Origin of the sequence: Streptomyces sp. NPDC091412, assembly GCF_044756885.1 — a bacterium.
GTDB lineage: Bacteria > Actinomycetota > Actinomycetes > Streptomycetales > Streptomycetaceae > Streptomyces.
Window position 1 is genome coordinate 458,521 of the sequence record NZ_JBIVTV010000002.1, and the last position, 18,236, is coordinate 476,756.

General features: G+C 72.1%; 19 protein-coding genes. 8 read left to right on the forward strand and 11 right to left on the reverse strand.

The features are described from left to right. Positions 1-163 precede the first annotated feature (163 nt). Positions 164-949, reverse strand: coding sequence for a glucosamine-6-phosphate deaminase (gene nagB / locus ACIQMV_RS06215; RefSeq protein ID WP_402591506.1), 786 nt, complete (start codon positions 947-949; stop codon positions 164-166). A gap of 710 nt (positions 950-1,659) precedes the next feature. Between nagB and ACIQMV_RS06220 the strand changes: the two genes are divergently transcribed. Then, the gene (locus ACIQMV_RS06220; RefSeq protein WP_141366262.1) at positions 1,660-3,126 is read left to right on the forward strand and encodes a sensor histidine kinase; all 1,467 of its coding nucleotides are present in this window, start codon (positions 1,660-1,662) and stop codon (positions 3,124-3,126) included. 160 nt (positions 3,127-3,286) lie between these two features. Here ACIQMV_RS06220 and ACIQMV_RS06225 read toward each other — a convergent pair whose 3' ends face one another. Then, on the reverse strand, positions 3,287-3,544 hold the full coding sequence (locus ACIQMV_RS06225) for a WhiB family transcriptional regulator (protein ID WP_016639615.1): 258 nt from the start codon (positions 3,542-3,544) through the stop codon (positions 3,287-3,289). Between the two features lie 316 nt (positions 3,545-3,860). Next, positions 3,861-4,829: a diacylglycerol/lipid kinase family protein gene (locus ACIQMV_RS06230; RefSeq protein ID WP_402591508.1), complete on the reverse strand. Its 969-nt coding sequence runs from the start codon at positions 4,827-4,829 to the stop codon at positions 3,861-3,863. A gap of 116 nt (positions 4,830-4,945) precedes the next feature. On the opposite strand from ACIQMV_RS06230, the gene ACIQMV_RS06235 reads away from it, so the two are divergent. Continuing rightward, the gene (locus ACIQMV_RS06235; protein WP_402591510.1) at positions 4,946-5,422 is read left to right on the forward strand and encodes a hypothetical protein; all 477 of its coding nucleotides are present in this window, start codon (positions 4,946-4,948) and stop codon (positions 5,420-5,422) included. Positions 5,423-5,481: 59 nt separating this feature from the next. Here ACIQMV_RS06235 and ACIQMV_RS06240 read toward each other — a convergent pair whose 3' ends face one another. From ACIQMV_RS06240 to ACIQMV_RS06250, 3 genes are all read right to left on the reverse strand, one after another. Then, positions 5,482-6,666, reverse strand: coding sequence for an RNA polymerase sigma factor SigF (locus tag ACIQMV_RS06240; protein ID WP_402591512.1), 1,185 nt, complete (start codon positions 6,664-6,666; stop codon positions 5,482-5,484). Continuing rightward, on the reverse strand, positions 6,663-7,079 hold the full coding sequence (locus tag ACIQMV_RS06245) for an anti-sigma regulatory factor (protein ID WP_141358499.1): 417 nt from the start codon (positions 7,077-7,079) through the stop codon (positions 6,663-6,665). Before ACIQMV_RS06245 ends, ACIQMV_RS06240 begins: the two co-directional genes overlap by 4 nt. Before the next feature lie 251 nt (positions 7,080-7,330). Next, positions 7,331-7,591 (reverse strand): UBP-type zinc finger domain-containing protein, encoded by a 261-nt coding sequence (locus tag ACIQMV_RS06250; protein ID WP_402591514.1) that lies wholly within the window; start codon positions 7,589-7,591, stop codon positions 7,331-7,333. Positions 7,592-7,668: 77 nt separating this feature from the next. Between ACIQMV_RS06250 and ACIQMV_RS06255 the strand changes: the two genes are divergently transcribed. Further along, on the forward strand, positions 7,669-9,264 hold the full coding sequence (locus ACIQMV_RS06255; RefSeq protein WP_141358495.1) for a Na+/H+ antiporter: 1,596 nt from the start codon (positions 7,669-7,671) through the stop codon (positions 9,262-9,264). 368 nt (positions 9,265-9,632) lie between these two features. Here the strand turns inward: ACIQMV_RS06255 and ACIQMV_RS06260 are convergent, their stop codons facing one another. Beyond that, on the reverse strand, positions 9,633-10,553 hold the full coding sequence (locus ACIQMV_RS06260) for a 1-aminocyclopropane-1-carboxylate deaminase/D-cysteine desulfhydrase (protein ID WP_402591516.1): 921 nt from the start codon (positions 10,551-10,553) through the stop codon (positions 9,633-9,635). Between the two features lie 222 nt (positions 10,554-10,775). Between ACIQMV_RS06260 and ACIQMV_RS06265 the strand changes: the two genes are divergently transcribed. The 3 genes from ACIQMV_RS06265 to ACIQMV_RS06275 all read left to right on the forward strand — a co-directional run bounded on the left by ACIQMV_RS06265 (position 10,776) and on the right by ACIQMV_RS06275 (position 14,220). Then, positions 10,776-12,182 (forward strand): family 2B encapsulin nanocompartment shell protein, encoded by a 1,407-nt coding sequence (locus ACIQMV_RS06265; RefSeq protein WP_141358491.1) that lies wholly within the window; start codon positions 10,776-10,778, stop codon positions 12,180-12,182. A 127-nt stretch (positions 12,183-12,309) separates the two neighbouring features. After that, on the forward strand, positions 12,310-13,476 hold the full coding sequence (locus ACIQMV_RS06270; RefSeq protein WP_141358489.1) for a family 2 encapsulin nanocompartment cargo protein polyprenyl transferase: 1,167 nt from the start codon (positions 12,310-12,312) through the stop codon (positions 13,474-13,476). Between the two features lie 105 nt (positions 13,477-13,581). Further along, complete coding sequence (locus tag ACIQMV_RS06275) at positions 13,582-14,220, forward strand: GNAT family N-acetyltransferase (RefSeq protein WP_402591519.1); 639 nt, start codon at positions 13,582-13,584, stop codon at positions 14,218-14,220. Positions 14,221-14,239: 19 nt separating this feature from the next. Here ACIQMV_RS06275 and ACIQMV_RS06280 read toward each other — a convergent pair whose 3' ends face one another. From ACIQMV_RS06280 to sodN, 3 genes are all read right to left on the reverse strand, one after another. Next, on the reverse strand, positions 14,240-14,665 hold the full coding sequence (locus ACIQMV_RS06280) for a VOC family protein (RefSeq protein WP_141358485.1): 426 nt from the start codon (positions 14,663-14,665) through the stop codon (positions 14,240-14,242). 39 nt (positions 14,666-14,704) lie between these two features. Then, positions 14,705-15,115 carry a helix-turn-helix transcriptional regulator gene (locus ACIQMV_RS06285; protein WP_401778319.1) on the reverse strand — a complete coding sequence of 137 codons (411 nt, stop codon included), beginning with the start codon at positions 15,113-15,115 and terminating at the stop codon, positions 14,705-14,707. A gap of 158 nt (positions 15,116-15,273) precedes the next feature. After that, positions 15,274-15,669: a superoxide dismutase, Ni gene (gene sodN, locus ACIQMV_RS06290; RefSeq protein WP_020123534.1), complete on the reverse strand. Its 396-nt coding sequence runs from the start codon at positions 15,667-15,669 to the stop codon at positions 15,274-15,276. Between the two features lie 146 nt (positions 15,670-15,815). On the opposite strand from sodN, the gene sodX reads away from it, so the two are divergent. Further along, positions 15,816-16,250 carry a nickel-type superoxide dismutase maturation protease gene (gene sodX / locus ACIQMV_RS06295; protein WP_141358481.1) on the forward strand — a complete coding sequence of 145 codons (435 nt, stop codon included), beginning with the start codon at positions 15,816-15,818 and terminating at the stop codon, positions 16,248-16,250. Here the strand turns inward: sodX and ACIQMV_RS06300 are convergent. After that, the gene (locus tag ACIQMV_RS06300) at positions 16,154-16,783 is read right to left on the reverse strand and encodes a CGNR zinc finger domain-containing protein (RefSeq protein ID WP_402591522.1); all 630 of its coding nucleotides are present in this window, start codon (positions 16,781-16,783) and stop codon (positions 16,154-16,156) included. The genes sodX and ACIQMV_RS06300 overlap by 97 nt on opposite strands. A 99-nt stretch (positions 16,784-16,882) precedes the next feature. On the opposite strand from ACIQMV_RS06300, the gene ACIQMV_RS06305 reads away from it, so the two are divergent. Next, complete coding sequence (locus ACIQMV_RS06305; protein WP_402591524.1) at positions 16,883-17,659, forward strand: class I SAM-dependent methyltransferase; 777 nt, start codon at positions 16,883-16,885, stop codon at positions 17,657-17,659. Positions 17,660-18,236: the final 577 nt, after the last annotated feature.

The following is an 18,236-nucleotide window of genomic DNA, read 5'->3' on the forward strand; positions in this document are numbered from 1 at the left end:
CGCGTCCGCCACCTGAAGGTGACGGGCACTCCGGCCGGCGCCTGACCTCGCGGGGGGGGGGGGGGGGCCCCCCCCCCCCCCCCCCCCGGGGGGGCCCCCCCCCCCCCCCCCCCCCCCCGCGGGGGGGGGCCCGGCGTCGCCGTGCATGGGGCCGCGCGAGTGGCTAAATGCCCTGCCAGTCCGGCTTGTTGGTGTAGGCGTGGCGGAAGTAGTCGGCGAGCTTCAGCTTGGACGCGGCGGCCTCGTCGACGACGACCGTCGCGTGCGGGTGGAGCTGGAGTGCCGAGGCGGGGCAGACGGCGGCCAGCGGGCCCTCGACGGTCGCCGCGACCGCGTCCGCCTTGCCCTCACCCGTCGCCAGCAGCACCAGGTGCCGCGCCTCCAGGATCGTCCCGATGCCCTGCGTGATGACGTGGTGCGGCACCTGGTCGACGTCGCCGTCGAAGAAGCGCGCGTTGTCGGCGCGGGTCTGCTCGGTCAGGGTCTTGATCCGGGTGCGCGAGGCGAGCGACGAGCACGGCTCGTTGAACCCGATGTGCCCGTCGGTCCCGATCCCGAGCAGTTGCAGGTCGACACCGCCGGCCTCGGCCAGGGCCCGGTCGTAGGCCGCACAGGCCGACCGGACGTCCTCGGCGGTGCCGTCGGGCCCGAGGAAGGCGTCCATGCCGATGCCGAGGGGCTCCAGCACCTCCCGGCGCAGCACCGAGCGGTAGGACTCGGGGTGGTCGGCGGGCAGCCCCACGTACTCGTCGAGCTGGGCGATCCGCACCCGCGAGATGTCCGCGGCGCCGGAGCGCACCTTGGCCGCCAGCGCCTCGTACACGGGCAGGGGAGTGGAGCCCGTGGCCACGCCGAGCAGGGCGTCGGGCTTGCGCCGGAGCAGCCACGCCATCGCCTCGGCGATGAGTTCGCCGCCCGCTCTGGCATCCGGAACGATGACAACTTCCACGCTGGGCCTGCCGATCTGAGGAGGATCTGAAGGGGACGGACCCGACAACGGGGGTCGTGTGGTTTAGACCAATCCAAGCCCAATCTAACAGAGTCGAGCCCGCCCGTGCCGTGCTCCTCCGCCCGCGTGCCCGAAGGGGCGGGGGCGGTCGCCCGGGGCGGATCGCGACCGGCGTGCGACGGCGTGAGCCGGGGGAAGCCGGGGGAAGGCGAGGCGCTCACGGAAATCCACCCCGCCATCCGGCCCCGCCGCCGAGCCGGGCGGGCTAGGCTGCGGGGAGCGCGCCGGGAGATCCGGTCCGCACACCGGCCCGGCTCCGTTCCGACCGGTCGTTCGGTGAAGAAAACACAACAACCGCCGTCCCGCACATGGACAGGGCAAGTGGTCTAGTCCAGAATGCTGTGAGACGTCTCGAAGAGCGCACGCGCGCGGCACCGTCCGCGCACGACAGGTGAACGCACGAGCCTCCGTCTTCCCCGCACAGGAAGGCGGACCGAGGACCCGGAGCTCTCTGCCCTGACTGCCCCGGTTCCTCATCCTTCGGCCGACCGGGACCGCACGCCCACGGCCGATACTGCTCCGGGCTGCGGTGCCGGGAGGGTTGAGGGTCCCTCTCAGGCGCCGCGGCCCGCGGGTGTCTCCGGGGCCCCGCGCCTCCGCCTATTTCAGGACCGTACAAACGCCCGGGTACGCTCGCAGACGTGCCCTCCATGAACGAACTCGTACGCCAGCACACCGCGCTCGACGACTCCGATCTCGAGTGGCTGCACATGCTGGTCTCGGAGTGGCAGCTGCTCTCCGACCTCTCCTTCGCCGACCTCGTCCTGTGGGTCCCCACCCTGGACGGCACCCGGTACGTCTCGGTCGCCCAGATGCGGCCCAACACCGGACCCACCTCCTACCAGAACGACATGGTCGGCCACCTCGTCCCGCGCGGCCGCCGCCCGATGCTGGACGCCGCCCTCGACGAGGGCCGGATCGTGCGGGAGGGCGACCCCGAGTGGCGCGAGGAGGTCCCGGTCCGCGTCGAGTCCATCCCGGTGCGGCGGGAGGGGCGCGTCCTCGGCGTCATCGCGCGCAACACCAACCTGCTGACCGTGCGCACCCCGAGCCGGCTGGAGCTGACGTATCTGCAGAGCGCCTCGGACCTGGCGCAGATGATCGCGGCCGGTTCGTTCCCGTTCCCGGACCAGCAGGTCGACATGGACGCCTCGCCGCGGGTCGGCGACGGCCTGATCCGGCTGGACGCGGACGGCATCGTCCAGTACGCCTCGCCCAACGCGCTCTCCGCGTACCACCGCCTCGGCCTCGCCGCCGACCTCGTCGGCCATCACCTGGGCGAAACCACCGCCGAGCTCGCCCCCTCCCGGGCCCCGGTGGACGAGGCGCTGGTGAAGCTGGCGAGCGGCTGGGCGCCCCGGGAGTTCGAGATCGAGGCCCACGACGGGGTGATCCAGTTCCGGGCGATCCCGCTCAAACCCAAGGGCACGCGCATAGGTTCGCTGGTACTGCTCCGGGATGTGACCGAACTGCGCCGACGCGAGCGGGAGTTGATCACCAAGGACGCCACCATCCGGGAGATCCACCACCGGGTCAAGAACAACCTCCAGACGGTGGCGGCCCTGCTCAGGCTTCAGGCCCGGCGCATCGAGTCGGAGCGCGGCCGGGAGGCCCTGGAGGAGGCGGTCCGCCGGGTCGGCTCGATCGCCATCGTGCACGAGACGCTGTCCCAGAACCTGGACGAGCGCGTGGAGTTCGACGAGATCGCCGACCGGGTGCTGGCGATGGTCGCCGAGATCTCCCCGGGCAAGGTGACCGGGCGGCGCAGCGGCCGCTTCGGGATCCTGGACGCCGAGGTCGCCACCCCGCTGTCGATGGTGCTGACCGAGGTTCTGCAGAACGCCCTGGAACACGGCTTCGGCGAGGGCGAGACGGGGACGGTGGAGGTCTCCGCGGTCCGCGGCGGCACCTCGCGCGAGGCCCGACTGCTCGTCACCGTCCAGGACGACGGCGTGGGTCTGCCCGACGGCTTCGACCCGCACAGCTCCGGCAACCTCGGCCTCCAGATCGTACGGACCCTGGTCGAGGGGGAGTTGGGTGGCACCTTCGACATGGTGCCGGCCCCGGAGCGCGGCACCCGGGTGATCCTCGACATTCCCGTGCAAGCGCACAAGTAGCCCGCACAGCAAAGAGCCTCGGACCGAAATCGGTCCGAGGCCAGTCGCTCGTTGCGGCTTGTGTGCGCATCGGGGGTACTGCGCGCTGCGGCTCGGGGGCGGGAGATGCGTACTCGCTGTACGCGCCGCCAAGCTCAGGCTGTCAGCGGGGTGGCTGTGGTCAGGCGGAGGCCTGACGAGCCCGGTTGCGGGCGGCGCGGCGCTTCATCGCGCGGCGCTCGTCCTCGCTGAGACCACCCCAGACGCCGGAGTCCTGACCGGACTCGAGCGCCCACTGCAGGCACTGCTCCATAACCGGGCAGCGACGGCAGACGGCCTTGGCTTCCTCGATCTGCAGCAGCGCAGGACCGGTGTTGCCGATGGGGAAGAACAGCTCGGGGTCTTCCTCGCGGCAAACGGCGTTGTGACGCCAGTCCATGGCTGCTACCTCTCTTGGTGTTACGTACGGTTGCTTGTGAATGTGAACGCTTTCACGAATCCCTCAACAAGGGAAGGGCCGACTGCCAGGTTCCCTGGCGTGGTCCTGTGATTTGGAGAGGGGTTCCGGTGATCTCTGGGGCCCGTGTGGTGGGCCGCCCCGATCGCCACGTAGAGACTCGCAAACCTCAGCGGCGGATACAACCCCTTCCGGAAAGTTTTTTTTGATTCCTCGGTGTCGACTAGGTCACAGCCGTACTTCCATGGGGTGGATCCTGGCCTAAACGTTCGAGTGAAAGGACTTTGGGCCCTTCTACTCACACAATCACACGCAGTGCACGGCGTACGCCTGTGAACGTCACGCTTCTACGGAGCCCCAGGTGGTCACCGTCCATCTGGAGGGGGAGCGGCACCTTCGAATGCAAGGTGAAGCGGCTCAGATCGTGCAGGGAGGCCGCATGCCTGCCATAGGGGCCGCGCTCGGGGGACGAAGTGAGCAACTGGGTGCCATACCGGGCAACCGCGGCGGTGGACAGGCGGCTGAGACCGAGCACGTCGAGCCCGGTATCGAACGAGGCCTTAGGCGACGTGTACATCGGACGATTGCCGAGATACGTCCACGGCGAGGTGTTCGAGACTATCGCCACCACCAGCTCGGTGAGCGGGTCCTCCCCGGGCCGCTCCAGGGTGATCGTCCCGTGCCGGCGGCTCGGCTCCCCGAGGAACTGGCGGACCACCTGCCGTACGTACAGGGCGTGCGTGGACTTCTTGCCGCGCTCGCGCTGCTGTTCCACCCGGCCGACCACGCCGGCGTCGAAGCCGAGCCCGGCGTTGAAGGTGAACCAGCGCTCCGGCACCGCCGCGTCGTCGGTGCCGGGCGTGCCCGAGGCCAGCCCCAGCCCGACCGTGCGCTCGCCGCCCCGGCGCAGGGCGTCCAGGATCGCGCCGGTGGCCTCCACGGCGTCGTTGGGCAGGCCCAGGGCGCGGGCGAAGACGTTGGTGGAACCGCCGGGCACCACCGCCAGGCGCGGCAGGCGCTCGGGATCCGGGCCGCGGTGCAGCAGGCCGTTGACGACCTCGTTGACCGTGCCGTCGCCGCCGAGGGCCACCACCATGTCGATGTCGTCGCTGTCCGCGGCCTGCCGGCCCAGATCGCGGGCGTGGCCGCGGTACTCGGTGGTGACCGCTTCCAGCTTCATCTCGCTGGCGAGCGCGTGGATCAGGACGTCGCGCGTACGTGCGCTTGTGGTGGTTGCCGCCGGGTTGACCACGAGTAGTGCACGCATGAGGTGCAGCGTACCTACCGGACAGTACCGGCCCCACCCCGAGGTAGGGATCCGGTAAGAGGCAGGGACGTGAGCCTGCACACGGTGGTCCGTGCCGCGAGGGCTACGCTGCTGGGGTGAGCAGTGACCGCAACCCCACCCCCAGGACCACGGACGGCACGGACGCCCCGGACACGGCGGGTCCGCGCCCGCGGCGGCTGACGTACGCGGCGGCGCTTGCCGCGCTGGAAGGGCTCGTGCTGGTGGCCGGCGGGATCTGGCTGCTCGTCGCGGGCATCACCGGACACGAGGGCGACCGGCAGACCGGAGTCACCGGCGGCATCACGGTGATCGTGCTCGCGCTGCTGCCGCTGCTCGCCGCCCGCGGACTGCTGCTGCGCCGCAGCTGGAGCCGGGGACCGGCGGTCATCACGCAGATCATGGCGCTGCCCGTCGCCTACACCCTGCTGCGGGCCGACGGCGTGGCCATCCCGGCCGGCGTCGCGCTCGCCGCGGTCGCCGTGGCGTCGCTGGTGCTGCTCGTGAACCCGGAGACGACCAGGGCCCTCGGCATCAAGGGCCCGGGCCGGGCCGAGGAGACCGGGCAGCGATAGCCCTGCGGCCGGCCTCCGCCCCGGCCGTCCCGGTCCCCGCGGTCCTCGCGGCTCTTCCGCTACTCCTCCACCAGCAGCTTCTCCCGCAGCTGGGCCAGTGTGCGGGCCAGCAGCCGGGAGACGTGCATCTGCGAGATGCCGACCTCCTGCGCGATCTGCGACTGGGTCATGTTGCCGAAGAAGCGCAGCAGCAGGATCCGCTTCTCGCGCGGCGGGAGATCCTCCAGCAGCGGCTTCAGCGACTCCCGGTACTCCACGCCCTCCAGCGCCTCGTCCTCGGCGCCGAGGGTGTCCGCGACCGCGGGGGACTCGTCGTCCGTGTCGGGGACGTCCAGCGACAGCGTGGAGTAGGCGTTGGCCGACTCCAGGCCCTCCAGGACCTCCTCCTCGGAGATGGCGAGCTTCTCGGCGAGCTCGTGCACCGTCGGGGAGCGGCCGTGCAGCTGGGACAGCTCGGCCGTCGCGGTGGTCAGCGCCAGGCGCAGCTCCTGGAGCCGGCGCGGCACGCGCACCGCCCAGCCCTTGTCCCGGAAGTGCCGCTTGATCTCGCCGACGACCGTCGGCGTCGCGTACGTGGAGAACTCCACGCCGCGGTCCGGGTCGAAGCGGTCGACGGACTTGATCAGACCGATGGTGGCGACCTGGGTGAGGTCGTCCAGCGGCTCGCCGCGGTTGCGGAAGCGGCGCGCGAGGTGCTCCACGAGCGGCAGGTGCATGCGGACCAGCTGATTGCGCAGCTCGGCGTACTGCGGGCTGCCCTCCTTCAGGGAGCGCAGTTCGACGAACATGGCACGCGCGCCGCTGCGGTCCTGAGGGTCGTGTCGCGCGTTGCGCACGATCGGAGCGGCCCGCGCCCCGTCCTCGGAGTTTCGCTCGTGCTCGCTCATCGTCCCGCCCGTTGCCCTTCCCCGAGCCCTCGCCTCCTTCCCCGCGCTGTCGCCGGTCTCACCGGTCTCACCGGTCTCACCGGTCTCACCGGTCTCGCCTTCGCTCGGACAGGGGGAGTCCCCGTGAGGGGGAGGACCGCCGTGGCCGGCGACCAGCGGCTCGTCCTCCGGGTGCGGCCTGGCCTGCTCGGGGATGCCGTCGATACCGTCCGCCGCGCGCCGGGCCGCGGCCGGACCGCCCCGGGCTGCACCGCCCGGGGCTCCGGTCCCGTCCGCGCGCGCGGGAGTCCCGCCCTCGGCCGGCATCTCCCGTGTGCCGCGCTCTTCGTCCCGCACCGGCCCGTCCCCGTTCCTCACGCCGGCCCGGGTCCCGCGCCGCGCTGTTTGTAGAGGCTGATCGACACGGTCCTGTCGTCGTCCACGGCAGAGGAGACCTTGCCCGCGAGGGCGGACAGGACGGTCCAGGCGAACGTGTCCCGCGAAGGCGCGTGACCGTCCGTCGTCGGGGCCGAGACGGTGACCTCGAGCGAGTCGTCGACCAGCCGGAAGACACAACTGAGCACCGAGCCGGGCACGGCCTGCTGGAGCAGGATCGCGCAGGCCTCGTCCACCGCGATGCGCAGGTCCTCGATCTCGTCGAGGGTGAAGTCCAAACGGGCCGCGAGACCGGCCGTGGCCGTCCGCAGCACCGACAGGTAGGCACCCGCAGCCGGCAGCCGGACCTCCACGAAGTCCTGGTTCGCCGCGGGCTCGCCTGCGATCTGGGACACCCTCACCTCCAAGGTGGTACAAGCTCTCTCAGGGCCGGGGGCATCCCCCCGGGACAACGCGATACATGGTTCAGCGGTGACGCTACCGCGCGCCCGGCCTTCCTGTCCCGGGGCCCCAACCCGATTGCTGTCACTCATAGTAAAGCTACGGATACGCTCCGTGGCTAGGGGTTCTGCGGGCCCAAATGGGAACGGCGGGCGCCGGGTTGACGTACCCAGACGTCAGACGGTCGAACCGTCCCCGATTCCGGTCACACCAGTACGTGGTCCACGAAGCACCAACGCCAGTCCTCGCCGGGTTCGAAGGTCCGCATCACCGGGTGTCCGGTGTCCTTGTGGTGCTTGGTCGCATGCTGTCCCGGCGACGAGTCGCAGCATCCGACGTGGCCACAGGACAGGCACAGCCGCAACTGCACCGGATGCGTGCCCTCCGCCAGGCACTCCGGACACGTCTCGCTCTCGGGGTCGGGCTCCGGATGCGGCAGCGTGCCGGCGTGCGTGCACTGTTTCATGATTGCCAGATTACGACGGGCGTGCGGGTGACCGCGCGGAAAGCGGACGGGCGACGAACGATGGGTGGGCGAGGAGCATGGACGTAGTGCCGCTGCTGTTCCTGGTGGCGGGAAGTGCCGTGGTGGCCGGGGCCGCCCGGCGCACCCCCGTGCCGGCGCCCCTGCTGCTGGTCGCGGTCGGACTGGTGGTCTCCTACCTCCCCGGGGTCCCCGCCTACGCCCTCGACCCCGGTGTGGTCCTGCCCCTGCTGCTGCCGCCGCTGCTGTACACCTCCGCCATCGACAGCTCCTACCTCGACCTGCGCGCGCAACTGCGGCCCGTGGCGCTGCTCTCCGTCGGGTACGTGCTGTTCGCGACCTTCGTGGTCGGCTGGGCCGTGTACCTGCTCGTGCCGGGACTGCCGCTGACCGCGGCGCTGGTGCTGGGCGCGGTGGTGGCGCCGCCGGACGCGGTCGCGGCGACGGCGGTGGCTCGCCGGGTCGGGCTGCCCTCACGGATCACCACGATCCTCCAGGGCGAGTCCCTGCTCAACGACGCCACCGCGATCACCGCCTACCGGGTGGCGCTGGCCGCCGCGGTCGGCGAGGGCGCGACCTGGGCCGGGGGCGTGAGCGAGTTCCTGGTCGCGGCGATCGGCGGCGTCGGGATCGGGCTGGTGCTGATGGCGCCGCTGCACTGGCTGCGCACCCACCTGAAGGAGGCGCTGCTGCAGAACACGCTCTCCCTGCTGATCCCCTTCGTCGCCTACGGCGTCGCCGAGCAGGTGCACGCCTCCGGCGTCCTGGCCGTCGTCACCGTCGCCCTCTACCTCGGCCACCGCGCGTGGGAGGTCGACTTCGCCACCCGGCTCCAGGAGGACGCGGTGTGGCGGATGGTGGCGTTCGTCCTGGAGTCGTCGGTGTTCGCCCTCATCGGACTTCAGCTGCCGGTCGTCCTCAAGGGCCTCGGGGCGTACTCCGGGCCCGAGGCCGCCTGGTACGCGGTCGCCGTCTTCCTGGTGGTCGTCGTCACCCGGTTCGTATGGGTGTACCCGGCAACGTTCCTGCCCCGGCTGCTGTCCCGGCGTGTCCGGGAGCGCGAGGAGAACCCCACCTGGAGGGGCGCGATGGTCACCGCGTGGGCCGGGATGCGGGGCGTGGTGTCCCTGGCCATCGCGTTCTCGATCCCGGTCGCGCTGCACGACGGCACGCCCTTCCCGAAGCGCAACCTGCTGCTGTTCCTGACCTTCACGACGGTCATCGGGACCCTGGTGGTGCAGGGACTGACGCTGCCGCCGCTGATCCGCGTGCTGCGGTTCCCCGGCCGCGACGTACGGGCGGAGACCCTGGCCGAGGCGAACGCGCAGGCGCAGGCGTCCCTGGCCGCCGAGCGGCGCCTGGACGAACTCCTGGCCGACGAGCGCAACGCCCTGCCCCCGCCGCTCGCCGACCGGCTCCGCACGGTCCTGGAGCGCCGCCGCAACTCCGTCTGGGAGCGGCTCGGTCAGGTCAACCCGGTCACCGGCGAGTCGGTCGACGACACCTACCGCCGGCTGTCCCGGGACGTGATCAGCGCCGAGCGCGAGGTCTTCGTACGCCTGCGGGACGGCCGCTACATCGACGACGAGATGCTGCGCACCCTGCTGCGCAGGCTGGACCTGGAGGAGGCGGCCGCCTACCGGGAGGCGGCGTGAGGGGGCGGGCGGGGCCTCCGGGACGAGAGGCCGCGTGGGGCGTCCGGGTTGCCGGGTGGTGTGGTGAGGGCGGGGTAGGGCCTTCCGGAGGCCGGGTGACGGCTGACGGCGCCCTGGTGTCGGGTCGGGGCGTGAGGGTCCCGGGGGCGGCTCAGGCGGGTGCCGGGTGCCGGGTGCCGGGTGCGGGGTGCGGGGGGCGGCTCAGGCGGGTGCCGGGTGCCGGGTGCGGGGTGCGGGGTGTGGGGTGCGGGGTGCGGGGTGCGGGGTGTGGTGGCGGAGTGGTTTGGACGGGTGCGGGTGTGGTGGCGGGATGGTTCGGACGGTGGCGGGCGTGATGGCCGGGTGGCGGCGCCCGGTTGACGCGCGGCTCAGGCGGGTGATGCCGGGAAGGGCCTGCCTGTGACGACCGCGGCGATGGTCGTCCCGCGCGGGAAGGCGCCCTCGCCGGCCAGGACGACCAGGCCGTACAGCAGCTTGGCCACATAGAGGCGCTCGACGGGGACGCCGTGCCGGGCGGTGAAGTCCTCGGCGAAGGCGTCGAGTTCGGCCGGAACACGGGCGTAGCCGCCGAAGTGGAAGCGCTCGTCGAGCGACCACGTGCCCCGGCGGGCGCCGAAGGCCCGCTCCTGGAGGCTCTCGATGTCCGCGACCAGGAAGCCGCCCCTGAGGACCGGTATGCCCAGGGCGCGCCGACCGGGTGCGAGCCCGGCGGCCAGGCCGGCCAGGGTGCCGCCGGTGCCGCAGGCCAGGGCGACGACGTCCGCGTGCTCGCCCAGTTCCTCGCCCAGCGCCCGGCAGCCGCGTACCGCCAGGGCGTTGCTGCCGCCCTCGGGGACCACATGGGCCTCCTCGGCGCCCGCGGCGCGCAGCAGGGCCGCCAGCGTCTCGGGTTCGGCCTTGCGGCGGTACGTCGACCGGTCGACGAAGTGCAGCCGCATCCCGTCGGCCACGCAACGCGCCAGGGAGGGGTTCAGCGGGCGCTCGGCCAGCTCCTGGCCGCGGACCACGCCGACCGTCGGCAGGCCCAGCAGACGGCCCGCGGCGGCCGTCGCACGCAGGTGGTTGGAGTAGGCGCCGCCGAAGGTCACGACCGGCCGGCCGGCCGCGGCCCGCAGGTTCGGGGCGAGTTTGCGCCACTTGTTGCCGGTCAGCTCCGGGTGGATCAGATCGTCGCGCTTGAGGAGCAGCCGCAGGCCGCGACGGGTGAAGCGGTCGTCGGCGACCTCCTGGAGGGGCGAGGGCAGCCGGGGGGACAGCGCGGCGAGGCCGGGGGCGGCGGAGCTGGTCACCCGGCCATTGTCCCCGCCCGGCCCGAGCAGTGGCACGGCCGCCGGGGTGCCGCGAATCCGCTGGTCACGGAAGGGGAATCCGCCATTTCTGCCCGGTGCGGCGGTGATCCATTCCCGCTCTTTCGGGTAATAGCACGACCACGCTCCGTGCTGGAAGGCTGACGCACGCAAATCGATGCACGGCGCCGAGCGTGCCGGGCATGAGCGGGAAGGCAATTGTCTATGTCGGTAGGCGAAGAGGTCCGCACGGAGCAGGACCGGCCGCAGCAGAGCCTCGGCACCGCGGCCGCGCGGAACCTGGCCACCACCACCAAGTCGGTTCCCCAGATGCAGGAGATCAGCTCGCGCTGGCTGCTGCGCATGCTGCCCTGGGTCGACGTGCAGGGCGGCACGTACCGGGTGAACCGGCGGCTCACCTACGCCGTCGGCGACGGCCGCATCACCTTCGTGAAGACCGGCGACCGCGTCGAGGTCATCCCGGCCGAACTCGGCGAACTGCCGGCACTGCGGGGCTACGAGGACGACGACGTGCTCTCGGAGCTCGCCCAGCGCTGCCGCCAGCGCGAGATCGAGGCGGGCCAGGTGATCGCCTCCTTCGGCAGCCAGACCGAGGAGGTGTACCTGCTGGCGCACGGCAGGGTCCAGAAGGTCGGCACCGGTCCCTACGGCGACGACCAGGTCCTCGGCGTCCTCGCCAACGGCGCGTACTTCGGTGAGCAGTCGCTCCTCGACCCGGACGCCATCTGGGAGTACACGGCCCGCGCGGACACCGCGTGCACCGTCCTCGTGCTGTCCCGCCGTGACTTCGAACAGGTCGCCGACCGTGCCGAATCGCTGCGCGCCCACCTCCGGCAGCGGGTCTCGATCCCCGAGCAGGGCGCCAACAAGTACGGGGAGAAGGCGGTCGAACTCGCCGCCGGACACAGCGGTGAGCCGGACATCCCGCACACCTTCGTCGACTACGAGGCCAGCCCCCGCGAGTACGAACTGAGCATCGCGCAGACCGTTCTGCGCATGCACTCGCGCGTGGCCGACCTCTACAACCAGCCGATGAACCAGACGGAGCAGCAACTCCGGCTGACCGTCGAGGCGTTGAAGGAGCGCCAGGAGCACGAGCTGATCAACAACCGCGACTTCGGCCTGCTCCACAACTGCGAGTACGACCAGCGGATCCACCCGCACGACGGCGTGCCGAGCCCCGACGACATGGACGAGCTGCTCAGCCGGCGGCGCGGCACCAAGCTGTTCCTCGCCCATCCGCGCGCGATCGCCGCGTTCGGCCGCGAGCTGAACAAGCGGGGCCTGGTCCCGGAGACCATCGACATGGGCGGCAACCGCATCCCCACCTGGCGCGGTGTGCCGATCTTCCCGTGCAACAAGATCCCGGTCACCGAGGCGCGGACCAGCTCGATCATCGCCCTGCGCACCGGCGAGGACGACCAGGGTGTCATCGGGCTGCGCGCGAAGGGCATCCCCGACGAGATCGAGCCGAGCCTGTCCGTGCGGTTCATGGGCATCAACGAGCAGGCGGTCATCAAGTACCTGGTGACGGCCTACTTCTCGGCGGCGGTGCTGGTGCCGGACGCGCTGGGTGTCCTGGAGAACATCGAGGTCGGCCGTTGGCGCTGACCACGCGCGCCGGCTCCCGGTGTCCCGGCCCGCCGGGCCGGGTACATCCGGGGGGTGGGCGCCCAGTTCCGGCTGCGGGAAGCGCCACCGTCCGCGGTCTCTTCGCGGGGGATCGGATGCGGATCGGATGGTTGAGTTCATGACGGAGACGACGCGGCGCCCGGCCGGCGTGCCCCGCCCCGCCGGGGCCAAGTGGCCGACGGGAACCGGCTCCGCCGAGACCCTTGTCCGGCCCGCCGCCGGCGGTGGCACGGGCGGACCGGCAGCGCTCGACGGGCACGACGCGGCGGTGATCCTCGAACGGTCCCGGGCGTCGGTCGAGCCCGAACTGCGGGCGGCCGTCGCCTCCCTGCCCGCCTGGATGCGCCGGATCGCGCGCTACCACTTCGGCTGGGAGCACGCGGACGGCAGCCCGGCCGCGGGCAACGGGGGCAAGGCCATCCGTCCGGCACTGGTCCTCACGGCGGCCACCGCGCTCGGCGGGCCGCCCGCGCGGGCGGTGGCGGCGCGGGCCGCGGCGGCGGTGGAGCTGGTCCACAACTTCACGTTGCTGCACGACGACGTGATGGACCGGGACGTCACCCGACGGCACCGGCCCACGGCGTGGACGGTGTTCGGCGAGAACGACGCGATCCTCGCCGGGGACGCGCTCCAGGCGCTGGCCATGGGACTGCTCGCCGAGAACCCGCATCCGGCGTCACCGGCCGCCGCCGCCCGGCTCGCGGCCTGCGTCGTCGAACTGTGCGAGGGCCAGCGTGCGGACACCGCCCTGGAACGGCGTGCCCCCGGCGAGGTCACGCTCGCCGAGGTGCTCGCCATGGCCGAGGCCAAGACGGGCGCGCTGCTCGGCTGCGCCTGTGCCGTGGGCGCCCTGTACGCGGGAGCGGGGGAGGAGGAGGTCGGGGCGCTGGACGCGTTCGGCCGGCAGGCGGGGCTCGCCTTCCAGCTGATCGACGACGTGATCGGCATATGGGGCGATCCGGCCCGCACCGGGAAACCGGCCGGCGCCGACCTCGCCGCCCGCAAGAAGTCCCTGCCGGTGGTCGCCGCGCTGACCTCCGGCACCCCGGCCGCGGCCGAACTGGCCGAGCTGTACGCCCGGCCCCACCAGGCGGGGGAGGAGGAGCGTATGACGCTGGTGGTGGAGCGGGCCGGCGGCCGGGACTGGGCGCAGGCCCAGGCGGCCGACCGGATGGCCCGGGCCGTGGACGACCTGGCCCGCGCCGTACCGGAGCCGGCGAACGCGGGCGGCCTGCTGGCCCTGGCCGAGTTCGTGACCAGACGCACCAGCTGACCTCCCCGGCGGGCCCCGCACTGCCCCACGGTGTGCGGGGCCCGCCGCATTCGCTTAGGCTCAACTCCCATACATCGAACGGGACTTGAGCCGAGAGGGCGGAAGATGGGCGTGGGGATCCGAGCGGCGGGGGAAGACGACCGGGAACTGGTCGTGCGGCTGCTGGACGAGGCCTTCCAGGACGACCCGGTGAGCGGCTGGGTCTTTCCGGAGCGGGAGTACCGCCGGACGACCCACCACCGGCTGATGGCCGCCTTCACCGACATCGTGCTCGCCGAGGGCCGGATCGATGTGACCGAGGACGGTACGGCGTGCGCGCTGTGGCTGTCGATGCCGGCGGCCGACGACGGTCCGGACGGCGGGGACGGCGGGGACGGCGGGGACGAGGGCGACGACGCCGTGCGGCTGCGCGAGAGCGTCGACCCGGCGAACGCGCGGGTCGAGGAGATCGCCCGGCTGATGGCCGAGTCGCATCCGGCGGACCGTGCCCACGAGTACCTGTGGATGATCGGCGTCGCACCGGCCCGCCAGGGGGAGGGCCTGGGCAGCGCCCTCGTCCAGCACGTCCTCGACCGCTGCGACCGCGAGGGCCTGCCCGCCTATCTGGAGGCCAGCAGCGAGCGCAGCACGAAGCTCTACGAACGCCTGGGCTTCACCTACGCCGACCGCACCCTCGACATCCCGGACGGCCCCCGGATGTGGCCGATGTGGCGCGAACCCGTCACCGGCCGGGACAGGCCCTGACCCCGCGGACCCGCCGGGCTCAGGACCGCTCGTCCTCCGACCGCTCCAGGAAACGCAGCATGTTCCCGGCCGGATCGCGGAAGGCGCAGTCGCGCACCCCGTACGGCTGGTCCATCGGCTCCTGGACGACGTCGGCGCCGTACTCCTGGACGCGGGCGAAGAGGGCGTCGCAGTCGGCGGTGGTGAAGATGACCCCGCGCAGCATGCCCTTGGCCAGCAGCCGGGCCATGGCCTCCCGGTCGGCGGGGGAGGCGTCCGGATTCGCCGCGGGCGGCTCCAGGACGATCTCCACGTCCGGTTGCAGCGGCGACCCCACGGTGACCCACCGCATCCCCTCGAAACCGACGTCGTTGCGGACTTCCAGCCCCAGCACGTCGCGGTAGAAGGTGAGCGCCTTGTCGTGGTCGTCGACGGCGATGAAGCACTGGCGCAGTTTGAGGTCCATGTCCTCACGCTAGTGCTGTGACCGGAAAGGTTCACCGGCTCAGGGCGCGGGCGGCGGTCCCGCTCGCCTGGGGCGGGTGAAGGTCCGGGCCACGCAGGCCGGGATCGCGGCGCTGTCGTCGTGCGACCGCGCCCGGTAGGCGCTCGGGGTCTCGCCGACGAGTTCGGTGAACCGCGAGCTGAAGGAGCCCAGCGACGTACAGCCCACCGCCAGGCACACCTCCGTCACGCTCATGTCCCCCCGCCTGAGCAGCGCCTTCGCCCGCTCGATACGCCGCGTCATCAGGTACCCGTACGGCGTCTCCCCGTACTCGGCCCGGAAACTGCGCTGGAAGTGCCCCGGCGACATCAGCGCGGTCCGCGCGAGCGCGGCCACGTCCAGCGGCTCGGCATACTCACGGTCCATCCGGTCACGGGCCCGCCGCAGCCGCACCAGATCCTCGGGCGTCACTTTGCCAGCATGCCACGCCGGCCACCGGCCACGCGGGCGGGAGAAAAAGACCGCACCCGGGCCGCGTGGACGCCGTGTGCGGCGTTTCTGCGGGCCGGGTGCGGGCCGGGGGACCTGCGGTCAAGGAGACCGCGGGTCGGAAAAAACGTGATCGAAGGTCAGGCCTTCTTGGTCTCCCAGAAGATCTTGTCGATCTGGGCGATGTAGTCCAGCGCCTTCTGGCCCGTGGCCGGGTCGGTCGAGGCCTTGGCGGCGGAGAGGGCCTTCAGCGCGTCGTTGACCAGCTGGTGGAGCTCCGGGTACTTCTCGAAGTGCGGGGGCTTGAAGTAGTCGCTCCACAGCACGGAGACGTGGTGCTTGGCCAGCTCGGCGCGCTGCTCCTTGATGACGGTGGCGCGCGCCTGGAAGTGCGGGTCGTCGTTCGCGGCCATCTTCTCCTGGACGGCCTTCACCGACTCCGCCTCGATGCGGGCCTGGGCCGGGTCGTACACACCGCAGGGAAGGTCGCAGTGTGCGCTGACCTTGACCTTGGGGGCAAACAGGCGGGAAAGCATGGAGCCATCCTTCCTCGTGATCGTCTTCTCAGGTGGGACATTACTCCCTGCCAGGCGTGTTTTCGCGAGTGCCCCCTAGGGCTTAGGACAAAAGTCCGGGGTGAGACTGAGACTGGTGGAGGAACGTGACCGGGGAGGTGCCGGGGATGCCCGAGCTGTCGCAGGAGACCGAACGCAGGGGCGCCGTGCTGCCCTTCGGGCTGGCCGAGGTGACCGGGCCGTCCATGGTGCCCACGCTGCACCACGGGGACCGGCTCGTGGTGCAGTACGGCGCCCGGATCCGGCCCGGTGACGTGGTGGTCCTGCGGCATCCGTTCCAGCAGGACCTGCTGGTCGTCAAGCGCGCCTCGGAGCGGCGCGACAGCGGCTGGTGGGTGCTGGGCGACAACGCGTACGCGGGCGGGGACAGCACCGACTACGGGACCGTGCCCGAGGACCTGGTCCTGGGCAAGGTGCGGTTCCGCTACCGGCCGCGCAGACGCGCTCAGCGCTCGCCGCTGGCGCTGGTGCGCTGGGCGCTCTCGGCGGCCCGGCCCGTGTTCACCGACCGGTCGGCCTCCAGGCGCTTGCGGGCCCGGTAGGCGGCGACGTTCGCGCGGGTCGCGCAGCGGTCGGAGCAGTAGCGGCGTGAACGGTTGGTGGAGGTGTCCAGGTAGGCGTTGCGGCACGGCGCGGCCTCGCACAGGCCGAGGCGGTCGACGCCGTACTCCGTGAGGTGGAAGGCCAGCCCCATCGCCGCGATCGCCGCGTAGCCGGCGGTCGCGTTGGACGGGTGGTCCGCCAGGTGCATGTGCCACAGCGGGCGGCCGTCGTCGTCGCGGTGGTCGTGTCCCGAGATCTGCGGGCTCACCGGGAACTCCAGCAGCAGGGAGTTCAGCAGGGCCACCGCGAGCGTCTCGTCGCCCTGGTCGGCGGCCTCGAAGACCGAGCGCAGCCGGGCCCGCACCGAGCGGAAGCGCGTGACATCGGCGTCGGCGGCGCGGCGGGCCGCCGAGGCGTTGGCGCCGAACAGGTCCCGCACCGCGTCGACCGAGGTCAGAGTGTCCTTGCCCCGGGCCGGTTCCTCGCTGTTGACGAGCCGTACGGCGTAATCCGAGTAATAGGCCAGTTCCACTTGTAGTCCTTACGGAGGCGCTCTAGGGTCGAGGGAGCGGTCGGGTAACAGCCGGCTGGCCTTCAAGGGTATTACGTGACGTGGGCAGGGAGGGCTGCGATGACGGACACGAGGACGGGCATCACCGCGGAGGGGGCCGACTGGGCCGCCTGGCAGGAGAGCTGGGACCGCCAGCAGGAGTGGTACATGCCCGACCGCGAGGAACGCTTCCGCATCATGCTCGACATGGTCGAGGCGCTCGTCGGCACCGCCCCGCGCGTCCTGGACCTCGCCTGCGGCACCGGCAGCATCACCGCCCGGCTGCTCGCCCGCTTCCCCGGGGCCACCAGCACCGGCGTCGACCTCGACCCGGCGCTGCTCGCCATCGCGCGCGGCACCTTCGACGGCGACGAGCGGGTCTCCTTCGTGACCGCGGACCTCAAGGACCCCGACTGGCCGGCGAAGCTGCCGTACGACTCCTACGACGCCGTCCTGACCGCCACGGCCCTGCACTGGCTGCACAGCGAACCTCTCGCCGCCCTCTACGGCCGGGTCGCGGAACTCGTCCGCGACGGTGGTGTCTTCATGAACGCGGACCACATGATCGACGAGACCACCCCCAGGATCAACGCGGCCGAACGCGCCCAGCGGCACGCGCGCATGGAACAGGCCAAGCGGGCCGGCGCCCTGGACTGGGCCGAGTGGTGGCAGCTGGCCGCCAAGGACCCGGCGCTGGCCGAACCGACGGCCCGCCGCTTCGAGATCTACGGCGAACACGCCGACGGGGACATGCCGTCCGCCGCCTGGCACGCGCGCGTACTGCGCGACCAGGGCTTCACGGAGGCCCGCCCGGTGTGGTGCTCGCCGTCGGACACACTCCTGCTGGCGCTGAAGTAGGTCCCGGCTCCGAGCGCCGCGCCGTGGTCCCCGCGCTCGTGCTCTCGCGGTTCGAGCTGAGCGACGAACGCGCGAATCGGCTCCAGCAGCCGGAACCTGCGGCCATCTGGGGTGTCCCACGACTGGATGAACGACTGCTCCACGAGCGCGGCGAGTGCCTGGAGTACACCGGCGGGAGGGAGGTGCGGTGAGACCGCCTCCGCCGCGTCCGCCAGGCGGAAATCTCCCTCCAGCAACGCCGCATGGCGCAGCAGCAGTTGCTCCTGGGCGCCCAGGCGGGCGTGCGCCCAGTCGAAGGCGGACGTGAGGCTGTCGTGCTGCGGGGATGCCGGGGCCAGCAGGCACTCCAGGCTGTCGTCCAGCCGTTCGGCGAGTTCCTGGAGTGAGAGGACCCGCAGCCGTTCCGCCGCCAGTTCGACGGCCAGCGGCAGGCCGTCGAGGCGCCGGCAGATTCTTGACACCAGCGCCCTGTGCCCGGCCCCGACGTGGAAACCCGGCGCCGCCTCCGCGGCCCGCTGCAGGAACAGCCGGGTGGCGGCAGTCTCCTCGTCCGCCTTCGGGACGGGCAGCGGCTCCA